General features: G+C 61.6%; 15 protein-coding genes, 3 tRNA genes and 1 pseudogene. 4 read left to right on the top strand and 15 right to left on the bottom strand.

Annotated features, from left to right (window positions below):
- Nucleotides 1-6: 6 nt before the first annotated feature.
- The 12 genes from nuoG to GGD57_RS15120 form a co-directional block, all read right to left on the bottom strand.
- On the bottom strand, nucleotides 7-2,088 hold the full coding sequence (gene nuoG / locus GGD57_RS15175; RefSeq protein WP_184471042.1) for an NADH-quinone oxidoreductase subunit NuoG: 2,082 nt from the start codon (nucleotides 2,086-2,088) through the stop codon (nucleotides 7-9).
- 224 nt (nucleotides 2,089-2,312) lie between these two features.
- Nucleotides 2,313-2,981: a 5' DNA nuclease gene (locus GGD57_RS15170; protein ID WP_184471040.1), complete on the bottom strand. Its 669-nt coding sequence runs from the start codon at nucleotides 2,979-2,981 to the stop codon at nucleotides 2,313-2,315.
- A 2-nt stretch (nucleotides 2,982-2,983) separates the two neighbouring features.
- The gene (gene nuoF / locus GGD57_RS15165; RefSeq protein WP_184471038.1) at nucleotides 2,984-4,288 is read right to left on the bottom strand and encodes an NADH-quinone oxidoreductase subunit NuoF; all 1,305 of its coding nucleotides are present in this window, start codon (nucleotides 4,286-4,288) and stop codon (nucleotides 2,984-2,986) included.
- 10 nt (nucleotides 4,289-4,298) lie between these two features.
- Nucleotides 4,299-5,456: an NADH-quinone oxidoreductase subunit E gene (locus tag GGD57_RS15160; protein WP_184471036.1), complete on the bottom strand. Its 1,158-nt coding sequence runs from the start codon at nucleotides 5,454-5,456 to the stop codon at nucleotides 4,299-4,301.
- 16 nt (nucleotides 5,457-5,472) lie between these two features.
- On the bottom strand, nucleotides 5,473-5,745 hold the full coding sequence (locus GGD57_RS15155; RefSeq protein ID WP_010068055.1) for a hypothetical protein: 273 nt from the start codon (nucleotides 5,743-5,745) through the stop codon (nucleotides 5,473-5,475).
- Nucleotides 5,745-6,935, bottom strand: coding sequence for an NADH-quinone oxidoreductase subunit D (locus tag GGD57_RS15150; RefSeq protein ID WP_085736871.1), 1,191 nt, complete (start codon nucleotides 6,933-6,935; stop codon nucleotides 5,745-5,747). Before GGD57_RS15150 ends, GGD57_RS15155 begins: the two co-directional genes overlap by 1 nt.
- Nucleotides 6,936-7,014: 79 nt before the next feature.
- The gene (locus tag GGD57_RS15145) at nucleotides 7,015-7,338 is read right to left on the bottom strand and encodes a four helix bundle protein (protein ID WP_210303883.1); all 324 of its coding nucleotides are present in this window, start codon (nucleotides 7,336-7,338) and stop codon (nucleotides 7,015-7,017) included.
- A gap of 84 nt (nucleotides 7,339-7,422) precedes the next feature.
- On the bottom strand, nucleotides 7,423-8,025 hold the full coding sequence (locus GGD57_RS15140) for an NADH-quinone oxidoreductase subunit C (RefSeq protein WP_003573914.1): 603 nt from the start codon (nucleotides 8,023-8,025) through the stop codon (nucleotides 7,423-7,425).
- 18 nt (nucleotides 8,026-8,043) lie between these two features.
- Nucleotides 8,044-8,628, bottom strand: a complete 585-nt coding sequence (locus GGD57_RS15135; RefSeq protein WP_003578567.1) for a NuoB/complex I 20 kDa subunit family protein — start codon at nucleotides 8,626-8,628, stop codon at nucleotides 8,044-8,046.
- The gene (locus GGD57_RS15130) at nucleotides 8,619-8,984 is read right to left on the bottom strand and encodes an NADH-quinone oxidoreductase subunit A (RefSeq protein WP_007626195.1); all 366 of its coding nucleotides are present in this window, start codon (nucleotides 8,982-8,984) and stop codon (nucleotides 8,619-8,621) included. Before GGD57_RS15130 ends, GGD57_RS15135 begins: the two co-directional genes overlap by 10 nt.
- Nucleotides 8,985-9,231: 247 nt before the next feature.
- Nucleotides 9,232-9,308: transfer RNA gene (locus GGD57_RS15125), tRNA-Asp, on the bottom strand.
- 84 nt (nucleotides 9,309-9,392) lie between these two features.
- Nucleotides 9,393-9,469 (bottom strand) — tRNA-Asp (locus tag GGD57_RS15120).
- Nucleotides 9,470-9,882: 413 nt separating this feature from the next.
- Between GGD57_RS15120 and GGD57_RS15115 the strand changes: the two genes are divergently transcribed.
- Nucleotides 9,883-9,958 (top strand) — tRNA-Val (locus tag GGD57_RS15115).
- Between the two features lie 266 nt (nucleotides 9,959-10,224).
- On the top strand, nucleotides 10,225-10,437 hold the full coding sequence (locus tag GGD57_RS29470; protein WP_126909810.1) for a hypothetical protein: 213 nt from the start codon (nucleotides 10,225-10,227) through the stop codon (nucleotides 10,435-10,437).
- A 284-nt stretch (nucleotides 10,438-10,721) separates the two neighbouring features.
- Here the strand turns inward: GGD57_RS29470 and GGD57_RS15110 are convergent, their stop codons facing one another.
- Nucleotides 10,722-11,270, bottom strand: coding sequence for a glutathione peroxidase (locus tag GGD57_RS15110; protein ID WP_184471034.1), 549 nt, complete (start codon nucleotides 11,268-11,270; stop codon nucleotides 10,722-10,724).
- Between the two features lie 132 nt (nucleotides 11,271-11,402).
- A complete protein-coding gene (locus tag GGD57_RS15105) occupies nucleotides 11,403-11,756 on the bottom strand; it encodes a hypothetical protein (protein WP_184471032.1) in 354 nt (117 codons plus the stop codon).
- Nucleotides 11,757-11,919: 163 nt separating this feature from the next.
- Between GGD57_RS15105 and GGD57_RS15100 the strand changes: the two genes are divergently transcribed.
- Nucleotides 11,920-12,525 carry a class I SAM-dependent methyltransferase gene (locus tag GGD57_RS15100; protein WP_184471030.1) on the top strand — a complete coding sequence of 202 codons (606 nt, stop codon included), beginning with the start codon at nucleotides 11,920-11,922 and terminating at the stop codon, nucleotides 12,523-12,525.
- A 5-nt stretch (nucleotides 12,526-12,530) separates the two neighbouring features.
- Here GGD57_RS15100 and GGD57_RS15095 read toward each other — a convergent pair.
- Nucleotides 12,531-12,932 (bottom strand): annotated as a pseudogene (locus GGD57_RS15095) ((R)-mandelonitrile lyase).
- 147 nt (nucleotides 12,933-13,079) lie between these two features.
- Here GGD57_RS15095 and GGD57_RS15090 point away from each other — a divergent pair.
- Nucleotides 13,080-14,066, top strand: a complete 987-nt coding sequence (locus GGD57_RS15090) for an aldo/keto reductase (protein ID WP_184471028.1) — start codon at nucleotides 13,080-13,082, stop codon at nucleotides 14,064-14,066.
- Nucleotides 14,067-14,151 lie beyond the last annotated feature (85 nt).

Genomic DNA, 14,151 nt, shown 5'->3' with positions numbered 1-14,151 from the left:
CTGCCCTTACTCTGCCGCGACTTTGAAGTTGTTGCGGGCCAATGCCGAGCACTCGGCCATGACAGCCGAGGCACGCGCGATCGGGTTCGTCAAATAGAAGTCTTTCACCGGCGACGCAAACCCTGACTTGTTCATCTTGCCGGCTTTTTTCGCGACTGCGGCAATTTGGGCGCTATCGGTTTCGGCGATCTCGTCGATGGCGGCGAAATGCGGGAAAGCGGCATAGAGCCGGACGCGCAATTCGCTCAGCGAATCGAAGGGAAGCTTCTTGCCGAGCACGTCGGAAAGGGCGCGGATGATGGCCCAGTCCTCGCGGGCATCACCCGGCGCAAAACCTGCGCGGCTGCCCATCTGGACGCGGCCTTCGGTGTTGACCCAGGTGCCGGACTTTTCGGTATAGGCTGCGGCCGGCAGGATGACGTCGGCATGGTGCGCGCCGTTATCGCCGTGCGAGCCGATATAGACGGTGAGCTTGGCCTTCTTGGCGGTGAAGTCGAGTTCGTCGGCACCGAGCAGGAAGAGTACATCCATCGCCGTCAGCATTTCGGCGGCGTTGACGCCCGCAGCACCCGGCACGAAGCCGAGGTCGAGGCCGCCGACGCGGGACGCTGCGGTATGGAGGACCGCAAAGCCGTTCCAGCCTTCGACAACAGCGCCGACCGAACCGGCAAGCTTGGCGGCACTGGCGAGAACGCCGGCGCCATCGGTGCGCGACAGCGCTCCCTGGCCGATGATAATCATCGGCTTGGCGGCATTCTTCAAGACGTCGGCGAAGGCGTGGCCGCCATCGACCAGATCCTTCAGCGTGTCGGGACCGCTGCCGAGGTAATCATAGCTGTAACGCAGTTCGCCCGGCTCGCCGATCACGCCGATCGGGAACTTGCCGCGGCGCCAGCGCTTGCGGATACGGGCGTTGAGGATCGCCGCCTCGAAGCGCGGATTGGCGCCGATGATCAGCAGCGCGTCGGCCTGGTCGATGCCTGATATCGTCGGGTTGAAGAGGTAGCTGGCGCGGCCGAGCGACGGATCGAGTGCCGTCCCATCCTGGCGACAGTCGAGATTGGCCGATCCCAGCGACTTCACCAGTTCGGAGAGCGCATACATTTCCTCGACCGAAGCGAGGTCGCCTGCGATCGCACCGATCTTGTCACCCGAGGTAGCGCCGACGGCGGCCTTGATGGCGCCGAAGGCTTCGGCCCAGGTCGCCGGCTGCAGGCGACCGTCGCGGCGCACATAAGGCCGGTCGAGGCGCTGGGTCTTCAGGCCGTCCCAGATGAAACGGCTCTTGTCGGAAATCCACTCTTCGTTGATCGCCTCGTTGACACGCGGCAGGACGCGCATGACTTCACGGCCGCGGGTGTCGACACGGATCGCAGAACCGACGGCGTCCATGACGTCGATCGATTCGGTCTTGTTCAATTCCCACGGGCGGGCGGTGAAGGCGAAGGGCTTGGAGGTGAGCGCGCCGACCGGGCAAAGATCGACGACGTTGCCCTGCAGCTCGGAGGTCATCGCCTGCTCGAGATAAGTGGTGATTTCCGCATCCTCGCCGCGGCCGATCAGGCCGAGTTCGGAAATGCCGGCGACTTCGGTGGTGAAGCGGACGCAGCGCGTGCAGTGAATGCAGCGGTTCATCACCGTCTTGACCAGCGGGCCGATATACTTGTCTTCGACGGCGCGCTTGTCTTCCTGATAGCGCGAGGTGTCGATGCCGAAGGCCATCGCCTGGTCCTGCAGGTCGCATTCGCCGCCCTGGTCGCAGATCGGGCAATCGAGCGGATGGTTGATCAGCAGGAATTCCATCACACCTTCGCGGGCCTTCTTGACCATCGGGGTGTTGGTGAAGACCTCGGGCAGTTCGCCGTTCGGGCCGCCGCGGATGTCGCGCACGCTCATGGCGCAGGAAGCCTGCGGCTTCGGCGGGCCGCCCTTCACTTCGACAAGGCACATGCGGCAGTTGCCGGCAACCGACAGGCGCTCGTGGAAGCAGAAGCGCGGAACCTCGGCGCCGGCGTCTTCGCACGCCTGCAACAGCGTGAAATGATCCGGAACTTCGATCTCGTTGCCGTCAATCTTCAGTTTTGCCATCGTCGCTCAGTCCTGTTTCCCGTTTGCCTGATGACGGCAAACAAACCTATTTTTGCAACAGTCTCATTGCCAAGCCGGATCTTTCGTCCTGCCGACAGCGGATGTCGCCCAAATTCTCTATCGCGCGTTCCAGGTCCGGAACCCGCACCGGCATCTGCAGCTTGAGGCCCCCGCCCGTCCGCCGATCTGCCCTTATTTCCGGCCGATTGATCCGGCCGGACAGTTCATTTCCTTCTACGGCCCCGTCCGGCCAGAACTTTCGCCTGGCCAGTCCAGTCGTCGCGGCCGATGCGGCCGTTGAAACCGAGTTCAGCATCGAGCTTGACGATTTCCTCGTCGCTCCAGGCGGCAATCTCGGCGAAGCTGCGAATGCCCTTGCCGTTCAGCACCTGCTCGAGCTTCGGGCCGATGCCGGCGATCAGCTTCAGATCGTCGGTCTTTCTGGTCCGTGCCACCGGCTTGGCCTTGACGGCGGGCTGCGGCTGGCTTGCCGGCGCCGGCTCGCTGACCGGCCTGACGACCGTCAGTCTCGGCCCTGCCCTCTTCTCGGCCGCCGGCCTGGCGTCAGCCTTGACGGGCGGGCGAATATTCTCCGGCCGGATCTCGACGTCGGGCGCCAGCGCATCCGGCGGCGTATCGTCGAGGGCGGCAGCGACCTTGCCGGTCGTTTCCAGCGCGCTCTGGAAGGCGCCGAAAAAGGCGCCGGCCATCTGGGTCGACAGGCCGAAGCCGATCGCGGTCGCGGCGGCAAAGGCTGCGGCGGGTTGCGCCATCAGCGGATGCACCGGCATTGCCCGCGCATTTTCCAGCATCTCGGCAGCAAGCCGGCCAAAGCCGGCCGCGAAATCGGCTGCCTCTTCCTTCTTCCTGCTGTCGGATGCCTTGTCCGCCATGATTATTCAGCCGCCTCCAGAACCGCGCCGTGATCGAGCGCGCTCGCCGTATACTGGTCGATGCGCTTTTCGATCTCGGGACGGAAGTTACGGATCAGACCCTGCACCGGCCATGCGGCGGCGTCGCCGAGGGCGCAGATAGTGTGGCCTTCGATTTGCTTCGTCACCTGGAACAGCATGTCGATTTCGCGCTTCTGGGCATTGCCCTTGGCCATGCGCTCCATCACGCGCCACATCCAGCCCGTGCCTTCGCGGCAGGGCGTGCACTGGCCGCAGCTCTCATGCTTGAAGAAGGCGGAGATGCGGGCGATCGCCTTGATGACGTCGGTGGACTTGTCCATGACGATCGCGGCGGCCGTGCCGAAGGAGGAACCGACGCCGCGCAGGCCGTCGAAATCCATCGGGCAGTCGATAATGTCCTTGGCCGGAACGATCGGGCAGGATGCGCCGCCCGGAATGACGGCGAGCAGATTGTCCCAGCCGCCGCGGATGCCGCCGGCGTGGCGGTCGACCAGCTCGCGGAAGGTGATGCCCATTTCCTCTTCGACCGTGCACGGCTTGTTGACGTGGCCGGAGAGCATGAACAGCTTGGTGCCGACATTGTTCGGACGGCCGATGGCCGAGAACCAGCCGGCGCCGCGGCGCAGGATGGTCGGCGCGACGGCGATCGATTCGACGTTATTGACGGTCGTCGGGCAGCCGTAGAGGCCCATATTGGCCGGGAATGGCGGCTTCAGGCGCGGCTGGCCCTTCTTGCCTTCCAGGCTTTCGAGCAGCGCGGTTTCCTCGCCGCAGATATAGGCGCCGGCGCCGTGATGGACGAAGATGTCCATGTCCCAGCCGAGCTTGTTGTTCTTGCCGAGCAAGCCGTAGTCATAACATTCGTCGATCGCCGCCTGCAGCGCTTCGCGCTCTCTTACATATTCGCCGCGCACGTAGATATAGGCCGCATTGGCGCCCATGGCGAAGCTCGCGATGACGCAGCCTTCGATCAGCGTATGCGGATCGTGGCGCATGATGTCGCGATCCTTGCAGGTGCCGGGCTCCGATTCGTCGGCGTTGACGACGAGGTAATGCGGGCGGCCGTCGCTTTCCTTCGGCATGAAGGACCATTTGAGGCCGGTGGGGAAGCCGGCGCCGCCGCGACCGCGCAGGCCCGATGCCTTCATCTCGTTGATGATCCAGTCGCGGCCCTTTTCGAGGATCTGCTTGGTGCCGTCCCAGTGGCCGCGGCTCATCGCGCCCTTCAGGGACTTGTCCTTGAGGCCGTAGATGTTGGTAAAGATGCGGTCTTTATCTTGTAACATGCTTCACCTCTTACCGCGGCTTCTTGCCGAAGACCTTGATATATTCCGCTTCGCCGCCCTTGGCGAGCGCCTTGGCCTGCTTGACCCAGTCGTCGCGCTCGATGCGGCCGCGGAAGTTCAGGTAGCCGTCGACCCATTCGCGCTCGGCCTTCTTCCAGCCCGCGACCTGCGAGAAGGTGAAGATGCCGATTTCGTTCAGCGTCGCCTCGATCTTCGGGCCGACGCCGGAGATCATCTTCAGATCGTCCGCTGCGGCAGGCTTTTCGATGCCGGCCGGACGGTTTTTGTCGGTCAGGGCAGGCTTTGCCGCCGAGGCGGCTTCGGCCTTGACCGGCGCCGGCTCGGCAGCCGCAGTGCCCGATATCGGCTGCTGCTCGGCGGCCTTGGCATTCTTGGCCGCGGCCTTCGGCGCCGTTGCTGGCGTCTTCAAGGCGGCATTGGTCTCGGCATCGGTGCTCTTCGGGCGGGCGGCCTCCGACGGCGGAACCGGGGCGGCGTCGACCGGGGCCGAAATGGTTTCGGCATCGGTCTTCTTGGCGCGTGTCCTTGCCTTCGGCTCTTCCGTCGTCAGCGAGGTCAGGCCGCCTTCGGGTGCCGAGAATATGCGATCGATCTGGGTGCCCGGCTTGATGCTGGCGCCATTGCCGGCGGCAAAGGTATCGATGATCTCTTCGAGGCGCTCGGGGGTCAGGTCCTCATAGGTGTCCTTGCCAATCATCACCATAGGGGCGTTGACGCAGGCGCCAAGACATTCGACCTCTTCCCAGGACAGCGTGCCTTCGGCATTGCGCTCGAAGGCATGGGCATGAATCTTGCTCTTGCAGACCGACATCAGCGCTTCCGAGCCGCGCAGCATGCAGGGCGTCGTGCCGCAGACCTGGACATGGGCGCGGGTGCCGACGGGATGCAGCTGAAACTGCGTATAGAAGGTCGCGACTTCGAGCACCCTGATATAGGCCATGTCGAGCATGTCGGCGATCTTTTCGATCGCCGCGCGCGTGACCCAGCCGTCCTGCTCCTGCGCCCGCATCAACAGCGGGATGACCGCCGATTGCTGGCGGCCGGCGGGGTATTTCTGGATCGTCTTGTCCGCCCAGACCGCATTTTCATCGCTGAAAGCGAATGCGGCAGGCTGAAATTGATCTTCGGCTAATCGACGAACGGACATTCTTCCTCACGCCTTATCAGTTTAGGGTTCCACACCGCGAAGCGGTCAAAGACTGCATTTCGCAGGCATAGGCCGACTGGTCTTTCTGCATAAATACGACGAATTTGCTGCCATTCGGAATGGCAGCCTTGATCTGATAGCCCTTGGACAAAAGATCGCCCATGGACGTTTGCGCCGCCGGCGGCGTCACTTCCTTATGGCCGAGCGGCGTGCCGAGGGTATCGGCCTCCTGAGCCGAAACCCCGGATGCCGCAAGAAGGAGTGCGACGGCAAGCGGCAGACGCTGCATCAGCGGTCCACCTCGCCGAAGACGATGTCGAGCGAGCCGAGAACGGCTGCGACGTCGGCAAGCTGATGGCCGCGGCACATGAAGTCCATCGCCTGCAGATGGGCGTAACCCGGAGCGCGGATCTTGCAGCGATAGGGCTTGTTGGTGCCGTCGGAGACGAGATAGACGCCGAACTCGCCCTTCGGCGCCTCGACGGCGGCGTAAACTTCGCCGGCCGGCACGTGGTAGCCTTCGGTATAGAGCTTGAAGTGGTGGATCAGCGCTTCCATCGAGCGCTTCATCTCGCCGCGCTTCGGCGGCACGACCTTACCGTCGATCGACGAATAAGGACCGGTCTTGGCATCCGACAACAGGCGATTGACGCATTGCTTCATGATGCGCACCGATTGGCGCATCTCGATCATGCGGATCAGATAACGGTCGTAGTTATCGCCGTTCTTGCCGATCGGAATGTCGAATTCGAGATCGGAATAACATTCATAGGGCTGGGCGCGACGCAGATCCCAGGCCGCACCCGAACCGCGCACCATGACGCCGGAAAAGCCCCAGGCCCAGCAATCCTCCAGCGAGACGACGCCGATATCGACGTTGCGCTGCTTGAAGATGCGGTTGCCGGTCAACAGATTGTCGATGTCGTCGAGCGCCTTCAGGAAGGGATCGCACCAGTCGCCGATATCCTGCACCAGCTGTTCCGGCAGGTCCTGATGGACGCCGCCCGGACGGACGTAAGCGGCGTGCATGCGCGAACCGCTGGCACGCTCGTAGAACACCATCAGCTTTTCACGCTCTTCGAAGCCCCAGAGCGGCGGCGTCAGCGCGCCGACGTCCATGGCCTGCGTCGTGACGTTCAGGAGATGCGAGAGGATGCGGCCGATCTCCGAATAGAGAACGCGGATCAGCTGGCCGCGGATCGGAATCTCGATGCCGAGCAGCTTTTCCACCGCCATCGCATAGGCATGCTCCTGGTTCATCGGCGCGACATAGTCGAGGCGATCGAAATAGGGCACGGCCTGCAGATAGGTCTTGGTCTCGATCAGCTTCTCGGTGCCGCGATGCAGCAGGCCGATATGCGGATCGACCCGCTCCACAATTTCGCCGTCAAGCTCCAGGACAAGACGAAGAACGCCGTGCGCCGCCGGATGCTGCGGTCCGAAATTGATGTTGAAGTTGCGGACGTTATGTTCGGTCATGCTGCGTGCTCCGTGCCAAACGCGCTGCCAATCAAGCGAATAGCGAATGGCGAATAGCGAGTAGTTTCGTTCGGTCTCATCACTTCTCCTGGAGACTCCGTATCAACGCTCGGATCATCCGTCCGATCTCGTCGCATTTTCCGGTCATCTGCCTGAACTCTCCCTCGTCGATCAGGCCGATACGATGAGAGATGAGCATATGCGTTTCCAATTCCTTCAACGAACCTTGGGAGATCCGCAGAAACTGAATGAAACTTCCCGTGAGCTCACGTCCGTGTCCTTCAGCTATATTGGCGGCAATCGAACTCGCCGCCCTGCGTATCTGGGTCGTCAGACCGTAAATCTCCTCCTTGGGAAATCCTCTGGTCAACTGATAGCAATCCACCGCGAGATCGATCGCCATCTGCCAGACCTTGAGATCTTTGTAGGAGTTTATCGTCTGCCGACCCTTTCCAACTATTCGCTATTCGCTACTCACTATTCGCTTCTACTGCTTCGCCTTCTCATCGCCGGGCAGCACGTATTCGGTGCCTTCCCATGGCGACATAAAGTCGAAGTTTCGGAATTCCTGCTTCAGCTCTACAGGTTCGTAAACGACGCGCTTTGCCGCATCGTCATAGCGAACTTCAACGAAACCGGTGGTCGGGAAGTCCTTACGCAGCGGGTGGCCTTCGAAGCCGTAATCGGTCAGGATGCGGCGCAGATCCGGATGGCCGGTGAAGAGCACGCCGTACATATCCCACGTCTCGCGCTCGAACCAGTCGGCGCCGGGATGGACCGCACAGGCCGAGGGAACCGGCGTATCCTCGTCGGTTGCGACTTTGACGCGGATGCGCAGGTTCTGCTTCGGCGACAACAGGTGATAGACGACGTCGAAACGCAGCTCGCGCTGCGGCCAGTCGACGCCGCAAATATCGATCAGGTTGACGAAGCCGCATTTGGCGTCGTCGCGCAGGAAGGTCAGCAGCGCGATCAGGTTTTCACCCGTCGCCGTCAGCGTCAGCTCGCCATACTTCATCTGCGATGCGGCGATCAGATTGCCGCGCGCTTCGCCAAGGTAGGACGCAAGCTCAGTCAGGGCTTCACTCATATGCCTAGTCCTTAACCCTTAGCGTTCGATCGTGCCGGTGCGCCGGATCTTCTTCTGCAGCAGAAGCACGCCGTAGAGCAGCGCCTCTGCCGTGGGGGGACAGCCCGGCACGTAGATATCGATCGGCACGATGCGGTCGCAGCCGCGCACCACCGAATAGGAATAGTGATAGTAACCGCCGCCATTGGCGCAGGAGCCCATCGAGATGACGTAGCGCGGCTCGGGCATCTGGTCGTAGACCTTGCGCAGCGCCGGCGCCATCTTGTTGGTCAGCGTGCCGGCGACGATCATGACGTCGGACTGGCGCGGCGAGGCGCGCGGCGCAAAACCGAAGCGCTCGACGTCGTAACGCGGCATCGACAGCTGCATCATTTCGACGGCGCAACAGGCAAGACCGAAGGTCATCCACATCAGCGAGCCGGTACGGGCCCAGTTGATCAGTTCGTCGGTCGAGGTGACGAGGAAACCCTTATCGGCGAGTTCGTTGTTGATCTCGCCGAAAAACGCGTCGTTGCTGCCGATCGGCTTGCCGGTGGAGGGATCGATGATCCCCTTCGGCTGCTGGGCGACGAGCGGCTGATTGCTCACAGGGGCTACTCCCATTCCAGGGCTCCCTTTTTCCATTCATAGATAAAGCCGATGGTCAACACGAAGAGGAAGACCATCATGGACCAGAAGCCGAACCAGCCGATGGCGCCGAAGGAAACGGCCCAGGGGAAGAGGAAGGCGACTTCGAGGTCGAAGATGATGAAGAGGATCGACACGAGGTAGAAGCGGATGTCGAACTTCATGCGGGCGTCGTCGAAAGCGTTGAAGCCGCATTCGTAAGCCGAAAGCTTTTCCGAATCGGGCGCTTTGAAGGCGACGGCAAACGGCGCGATAAGCAGCGCCAGGCCGATCACGAGCGCGATAGCAATGAAGATAGCGATCGGAATATAGGAACTGAGCAGTTCAGTCATCATGTTCATCCCTGCTTGCCGGAGGCGCCAGGCGGCGCATTTGGGCAAATGCCCGGCAAGCGAACGTGCGTTGCAACAAGCCGTGGTTAGCGCAGCCGAAGCCCCGGCGCAAGAGATTTACAGAGGCAATTCGACGCGTCGCGCGCGGACATTATCAAGCAGATGCAACGATGTCGCGACAAATCCGCCCAAGCCGCCTGAAGCTGCATGCCTGACCCCTGGAAACTGCATGACTTTGCGAAGAAAATGGCGCGAGTGACGGGGCTCGAACCCGCGACCTCCGGCGTGACAGGCCGGCACTCTAACCGACTGAGCTACACCCGCGCATAGGACCGGCCATTTGCGGCCGCGGGGATGAAGAAAACCGGACGAACGACAAATCGCATTTGCGTTCTACAAGACTTGAAATGGCGCGAGTGACGGGGCTCGAACCCGCGACCTCCGGCGTGACAGGCCGGCACTCTAACCGACTGAGCTACACCCGCAATTCATTTCAAGCAGTCCGGATGCCTTCGCACCCTCACCAAAACGGCTGCCCGTTTCGATGAGCGGCTAACTACGGGGTTCGCCTTTTAGTGTCAAGCAGGTTTGGAGACAAAACCATGACAGTCGTTGAATTGTTTCGACAAGGCCCGCGCGGAGCAAAGGAAAAGCCGGCAATTCCATTTCCTGCAGCGGCAGCGGCGCCCGATCGAAGCCGCCGGCACAGCCGAAGCCGCCATGGCCGCCGCCGTCCCCTCCCCTTTATCCACAGCCCGGCGGCGCCCGAGCGAGATCGCAGGAGCGGAACCGCCATCAAAAAAATCAAAAAATCTTCACAAACACTCTTGCGGTTTCGCCGCGATCCGCATAGATCACGGCCACCAACGCGGCAGGCCGATCCGGTTTCGTTAGCGATGGGCGATTAGCTCAGTTGGTAGAGCGCCTCGTTTACACCGAGGATGTCGGGAGTTCGAGTCTCTCATCGCCCACCATTTTTTCCTTAAGCGTCAAATAACAGCTTTCTCAGGCAGATGCCTCAGTTGCGTCGTCATCATATCTGGAATTCCAATTGGATCCACCGGAGCGCCCGGCAGGTCGTGATACGGCGTGCCGCCTGAAAGTCAGCTCCACCAGAACGGACTACTCCAGCCGCCGGGCCACCTCCTATTGGGCGAATGGATGGGGGCTGGCAAAAGTGGGAGAATCGCTCCCCGGAAAGTCTCCGCGTTTGGAGGCTTATGACGCCTGGAGGTGTGCCGTGAGGGCTCTCAGCTCCGCATTGACCCTGTGCATCGCGATTGCCCTTTGCACACCAAGTGCCATCTATGTCAGCCTGCCCGGATACGCCTTCAAGACGAATCCGAAATGCCAGCGCCACGTGCCGAAGACGCAGTTTGACATCAGGTGCGACTGGCCGAGACTGGGCTTCAAGGACTTTACGCCACCGCTTGTGACCGTGCTTGGGATCTGAAGTCCCTGCTCCGCTTTTGCGAATCATGGCAGCCCGGACGCGTTTGGTCGTCCGATGGCATCCGTGGCTCTGTGACTGCGACCACATGCCTTGGGCCAGCCCCCCACCAGACTCTATATAGCCCTTCGGAATCCCGAAATTGGTGGCGGGATTGAAATCATTGCATGATTTTTTCCGTCGACACGGCGCCAAGCTCGACGAATTTCGGAATCCCGAAGCGGGGGATTTCGGGATTCCGAAGTGGCGTTCTGGAATTGGTAACAGCCGGGCTCATCGCCCGCCATTCATCCCTTTGCCAGTTCTTTGTCCACCGCCGAAACCAGCCGCGAATCATCCGCCGTCACGTCAGGCGCGAATCGAGCGGCGACTTTGCCGTCGCGGCCGATCAGGAATTTTTCGAAGTTCCAGAGGATGTCGTCCTCGCCGCCGCCGGATATGCCGTGGGATTTCAGGCGTTCGCGCATCGGGCCGTCGCCTGTGGTCGCCACGCCCGATTTGGTCAATTGGCGGTAAAGCGGGTGCTGGGCATCGCCCTTGACCGAGATCTTCGAGAAAATCGGAAAGGTAACGTCGTAGGTGCTGGTGCAGAAATCGAGAATCTCGGCGTCAGTGCCGGGCTCCTGGCCCTTGAAATCGTTGGCAGGGAAAGCGGCGATGACGAAGCCACGCTCGCGCTTCTGGCCATAGAGCTTTTCGAGCCCCTCATATTGCGGCGTGAGCCCGCATTTCGAGGCGACATTGACGACCAGCAGCACCCTGCCCTTGTAGTCGTTCAGCGTGGTTTCACGACCATCCACGGTCTTGACCGGGATATCCAGCACATTGCCCGTCACGGGAACCTCCAACTTCATGGGAACATGGTCGCCAAACTTAGCGATATCGCCGCCGCTGTCATCAGCGTCGGGATCAACTTGGCGTCAACAAAACGCCGGTGCGGCTTCCGGCCGCACCGGGCCTCAGCAACCTCAGGCAGGAGATGTTTCCTTCACGTCGTCGAGCAGGAAGTGCACGACGATATAATCCGTCTTGTAATGGCGGCCGCTGTCCGACACCGAATCGACGCTGCCGCCGTCCTTCGGGTGCCAGGCGTGGTAATGGGGATTGGTGGTGATCAGGGTGATGGCCTTGCCATCTTTTTCGCCAAGCCGGAAGCGCATTTCGGCGAGCGGCCAGATGCGCTCATAATCGTCCATGCTGATGCGCGCCTTCAGCGCCTTGCGATGCAGCGGTGCTTCACCGGCATCGGCGGGTGCTTCCAACATCACCTCCTCGGCTCCACTGATGATGGCGTTGAATTCTTCAGGCCACATGCGTCTCATGAAATCGCTCCTCCCGGGGCTCTCGTCAGTCCACAGGTGAAACTTAGCGATTTGTTCGAAAGAAGCAAATTCCTGTCATGTGGTTGTCATCGGCCGCGGCTGCTCCTACGTTCCCGTTATACCGCATCCGGGCCGTCAGCCGCCCGCAATCCCGAGATCAGAGATGAAGACACGTGAAGACAGGCAGGCGCTTCGGGCGAGCATGCCGCGCACCCCGCTCAGCGCCCATCATATGGAACACGCCCGCCTGCTGCCGGATCGCGGCGAGTTGCTCTACCGCATCCCGAACGGCGGCATCGGCGTCGAGGTCGGCGCGGCCTTCGGCGAATATACGGCGGAGATCCTGGAGAAGAACCGCCCGGCGCGGCTATACCTCATCGACCCCTGGTCGATGGATCGCTACAGCTCCGGGCTTGACGCAATCCATACGAAATTCGCGGCCGAGATCGAGGCCGGCCGGCTGCACCTGATGCAAGGCACGTCGCTCGACAAGCTGGCCGAATTCGAGGACGATTTCCTCGACTGGGCCTATATCGACACCGACCATTCCTTCGAACTCACCTGGCAGGAGCTGCTGCTGTGCGACAAGAAGGTGAAGCGGACCGGGCGCATCGCCGGCCATGACTTCTGCACCGGCAATACGGTCAAGCCGATCGTCTATGGCGTCGTCGAGGCGGTCACCAAGTTCTGCAAGGATTACGGCTGGCAATTCGAGTTTTTGACGGTCGAATCACACGCGCATTTTTCCTATTGCCTGAAGCGGCTCTGATTTGCTCAGGCTGGGCCCAAATATTGTTCGTCGGTGACCTGCTCCATCCAGTCGACATGCCTGCCATCAAGCGCCTCGTGAATGGCGATATGCGTCAGGGCCGTATCCGGGGCAGCGCCATGCCAATGTTTTTCGCCCGGCGCGAATCAGACCGTGTCGCCGGCGCGGATTTCGTGGATCTCGCCGCCCCAGCTTTGGGCGAGGCCCCGGCCTGACGTGACGATCAGCGTCTGTCCGAGCGGATGCGTGTGCCAGGCCGTGCGGGCGCCGGGCTCGAAGGTGACCGAGGTTGCTCTCATCCGGGCCGGTTCGGGCGCCTCCATCAGCGGATCCTGGCGGACGGCGCCGGTGAAATAGTCGGCCGGTGGCTTCATCGAAGGGCTGGAGCCTGCGGGTTTGATCTCCATGATCGTTCCTTTTCCATTGATTGCGGTTGAAGCCTTGTCGCCTGACGATATTTCATCGAGGCGACCAATCAAGACCGGATCGGCAATTGCCGCATGATCGCCCGGCTGATAGGCCAATATCTTTCATCACTTACGAAGGATTTTTTCATGAAACACCATGCTTTCGGCCGCATGCCGTTTACCGTCACCAATGTCGGCTTCGGGGCCTGGCAGATCGGCGGCTCCTGGGGCGACATCAGCGAGGCGGATGGACGCGCGGCGCTCAATGCCGCGCTCGATGCCGGCATGACCTTCATCGATACCGCTGACGTCTATGGTGACGGCCGCTCGGAAAAGATCATCGCCGACGTCTTGAAGACGCGTGGCGGCGTCCGCCCGATGGTCGCCACCAAGGCGGGCCGCCGCCTCAATCCACATGTGGCGGAAGGCTACAGCAAGGCCAATCTCGAAGGCTTCATCGACCGCAGCCTGACAAATCTTGCCGTCGACAGCCTCGACCTCGTGCAACTGCATTGCCCGCCGCGCGACGTGCTTTACCAGCCCGAAGTCTTCGAGGCTCTCGACGCGCTGCAGCAGGCCGGCAAGATCAAGGGCTACGGCGTCAGCGTCGAAAAGGTCGAGGATGGGCTGAAGGCGATCGAATATCCCGGCGTCGTCAGCATCCAGATCATCTACAACATCTTCCGCCAGCGCCCCGACCACCTGTTTTTCCAGGAAGCGCGCCGCAGGAACGTGGCGATCATCGCCCGCGTGCCGCTCGCAAGCGGCCTTCTCTCCGGCAAGATCACTCGGGAGACGCACTTCGCCAGCGATGACCACCGCAATTTCAACCGCCACGGCGAAGCCTTCGATGTCGGCGAGACCTTTGCCGGCGTACCCTTCGAGGTCGGCCTGCAGGCGGTGGAAGAGGTGCGCAGGCTGGTACCGGCCGGCGCCACAATGGCGGCTTTTGCGCTGCGCTGGATCCTGATGGCTGAAGCCGTCACCGTCGTCATCCCCGGCGCCCGCAATGGCGAGCAGGCAAGAGCCAACGCGGCAGCTGCCGACCTTGCGCCGCTTTCGGCCGATGTCATGGCAGCAACGCGCGAGATCTACGAGCGGCTGATCGCGCCGCATGTGCATCAGCGCTGGTAGGGCTGGAAGCTTTTCATAAGGGTTGCGGCGAGGCATCAATGAGAGGCCGCTGCATGGATCCTCGGCTCAAGGCCGATGACAGAGT

The sequence above is a fragment of the Rhizobium esperanzae genome (assembly GCF_014197615.1).
GTDB lineage: Bacteria > Pseudomonadota > Alphaproteobacteria > Rhizobiales > Rhizobiaceae > Rhizobium > Rhizobium esperanzae_A.
The sequence above is the reverse complement of the archived record's forward strand: the minus strand, read 5'-3'. Positions and strand labels throughout refer to the sequence as shown.

What these genes read in the sequence shown, in the direction of transcription:
- nuoG (WP_184471042.1), bottom strand. Translation starts at nt 2,088, where the DNA reads ATGGCAAAACTGAAGATTGACGGCAACGAGATCGAAGTTCCGGATCAT.
- GGD57_RS15170 (WP_184471040.1), bottom strand. Translation starts at nt 2,981, where the DNA reads ATGGCGGACAAGGCATCCGACAGCAGGAAGAAGGAAGAGGCAGCCGAT.
- nuoF (WP_184471038.1), bottom strand. Translation starts at nt 4,288, where the DNA reads ATGTTACAAGATAAAGACCGCATCTTTACCAACATCTACGGCCTCAAG.
- GGD57_RS15160 (WP_184471036.1), bottom strand. Translation starts at nt 5,456, where the DNA reads ATGTCCGTTCGTCGATTAGCCGAAGATCAATTTCAGCCTGCCGCATTC.
- GGD57_RS15155 (WP_010068055.1), bottom strand. Translation starts at nt 5,745, where the DNA reads ATGCAGCGTCTGCCGCTTGCCGTCGCACTCCTTCTTGCGGCATCCGGG.
- GGD57_RS15150 (WP_085736871.1), bottom strand. Translation starts at nt 6,935, where the DNA reads ATGACCGAACATAACGTCCGCAACTTCAACATCAATTTCGGACCGCAG.
- GGD57_RS15145 (WP_210303883.1), bottom strand. Translation starts at nt 7,338, where the DNA reads ATGGCGATCGATCTCGCGGTGGATTGCTATCAGTTGACCAGAGGATTT.
- GGD57_RS15140 (WP_003573914.1), bottom strand. Translation starts at nt 8,025, where the DNA reads ATGAGTGAAGCCCTGACTGAGCTTGCGTCCTACCTTGGCGAAGCGCGC.
- GGD57_RS15135 (WP_003578567.1), bottom strand. Translation starts at nt 8,628, where the DNA reads ATGGGAGTAGCCCCTGTGAGCAATCAGCCGCTCGTCGCCCAGCAGCCG.
- GGD57_RS15130 (WP_007626195.1), bottom strand. Translation starts at nt 8,984, where the DNA reads ATGACTGAACTGCTCAGTTCCTATATTCCGATCGCTATCTTCATTGCT.
- GGD57_RS15105 (WP_184471032.1), bottom strand. Translation starts at nt 11,756, where the DNA reads ATGAGACGCATGTGGCCTGAAGAATTCAACGCCATCATCAGTGGAGCC.
- GGD57_RS15100 (WP_184471030.1), top strand. Translation starts at nt 11,920, where the DNA reads ATGAAGACACGTGAAGACAGGCAGGCGCTTCGGGCGAGCATGCCGCGC.
- GGD57_RS15090 (WP_184471028.1), top strand. Translation starts at nt 13,080, where the DNA reads ATGAAACACCATGCTTTCGGCCGCATGCCGTTTACCGTCACCAATGTC.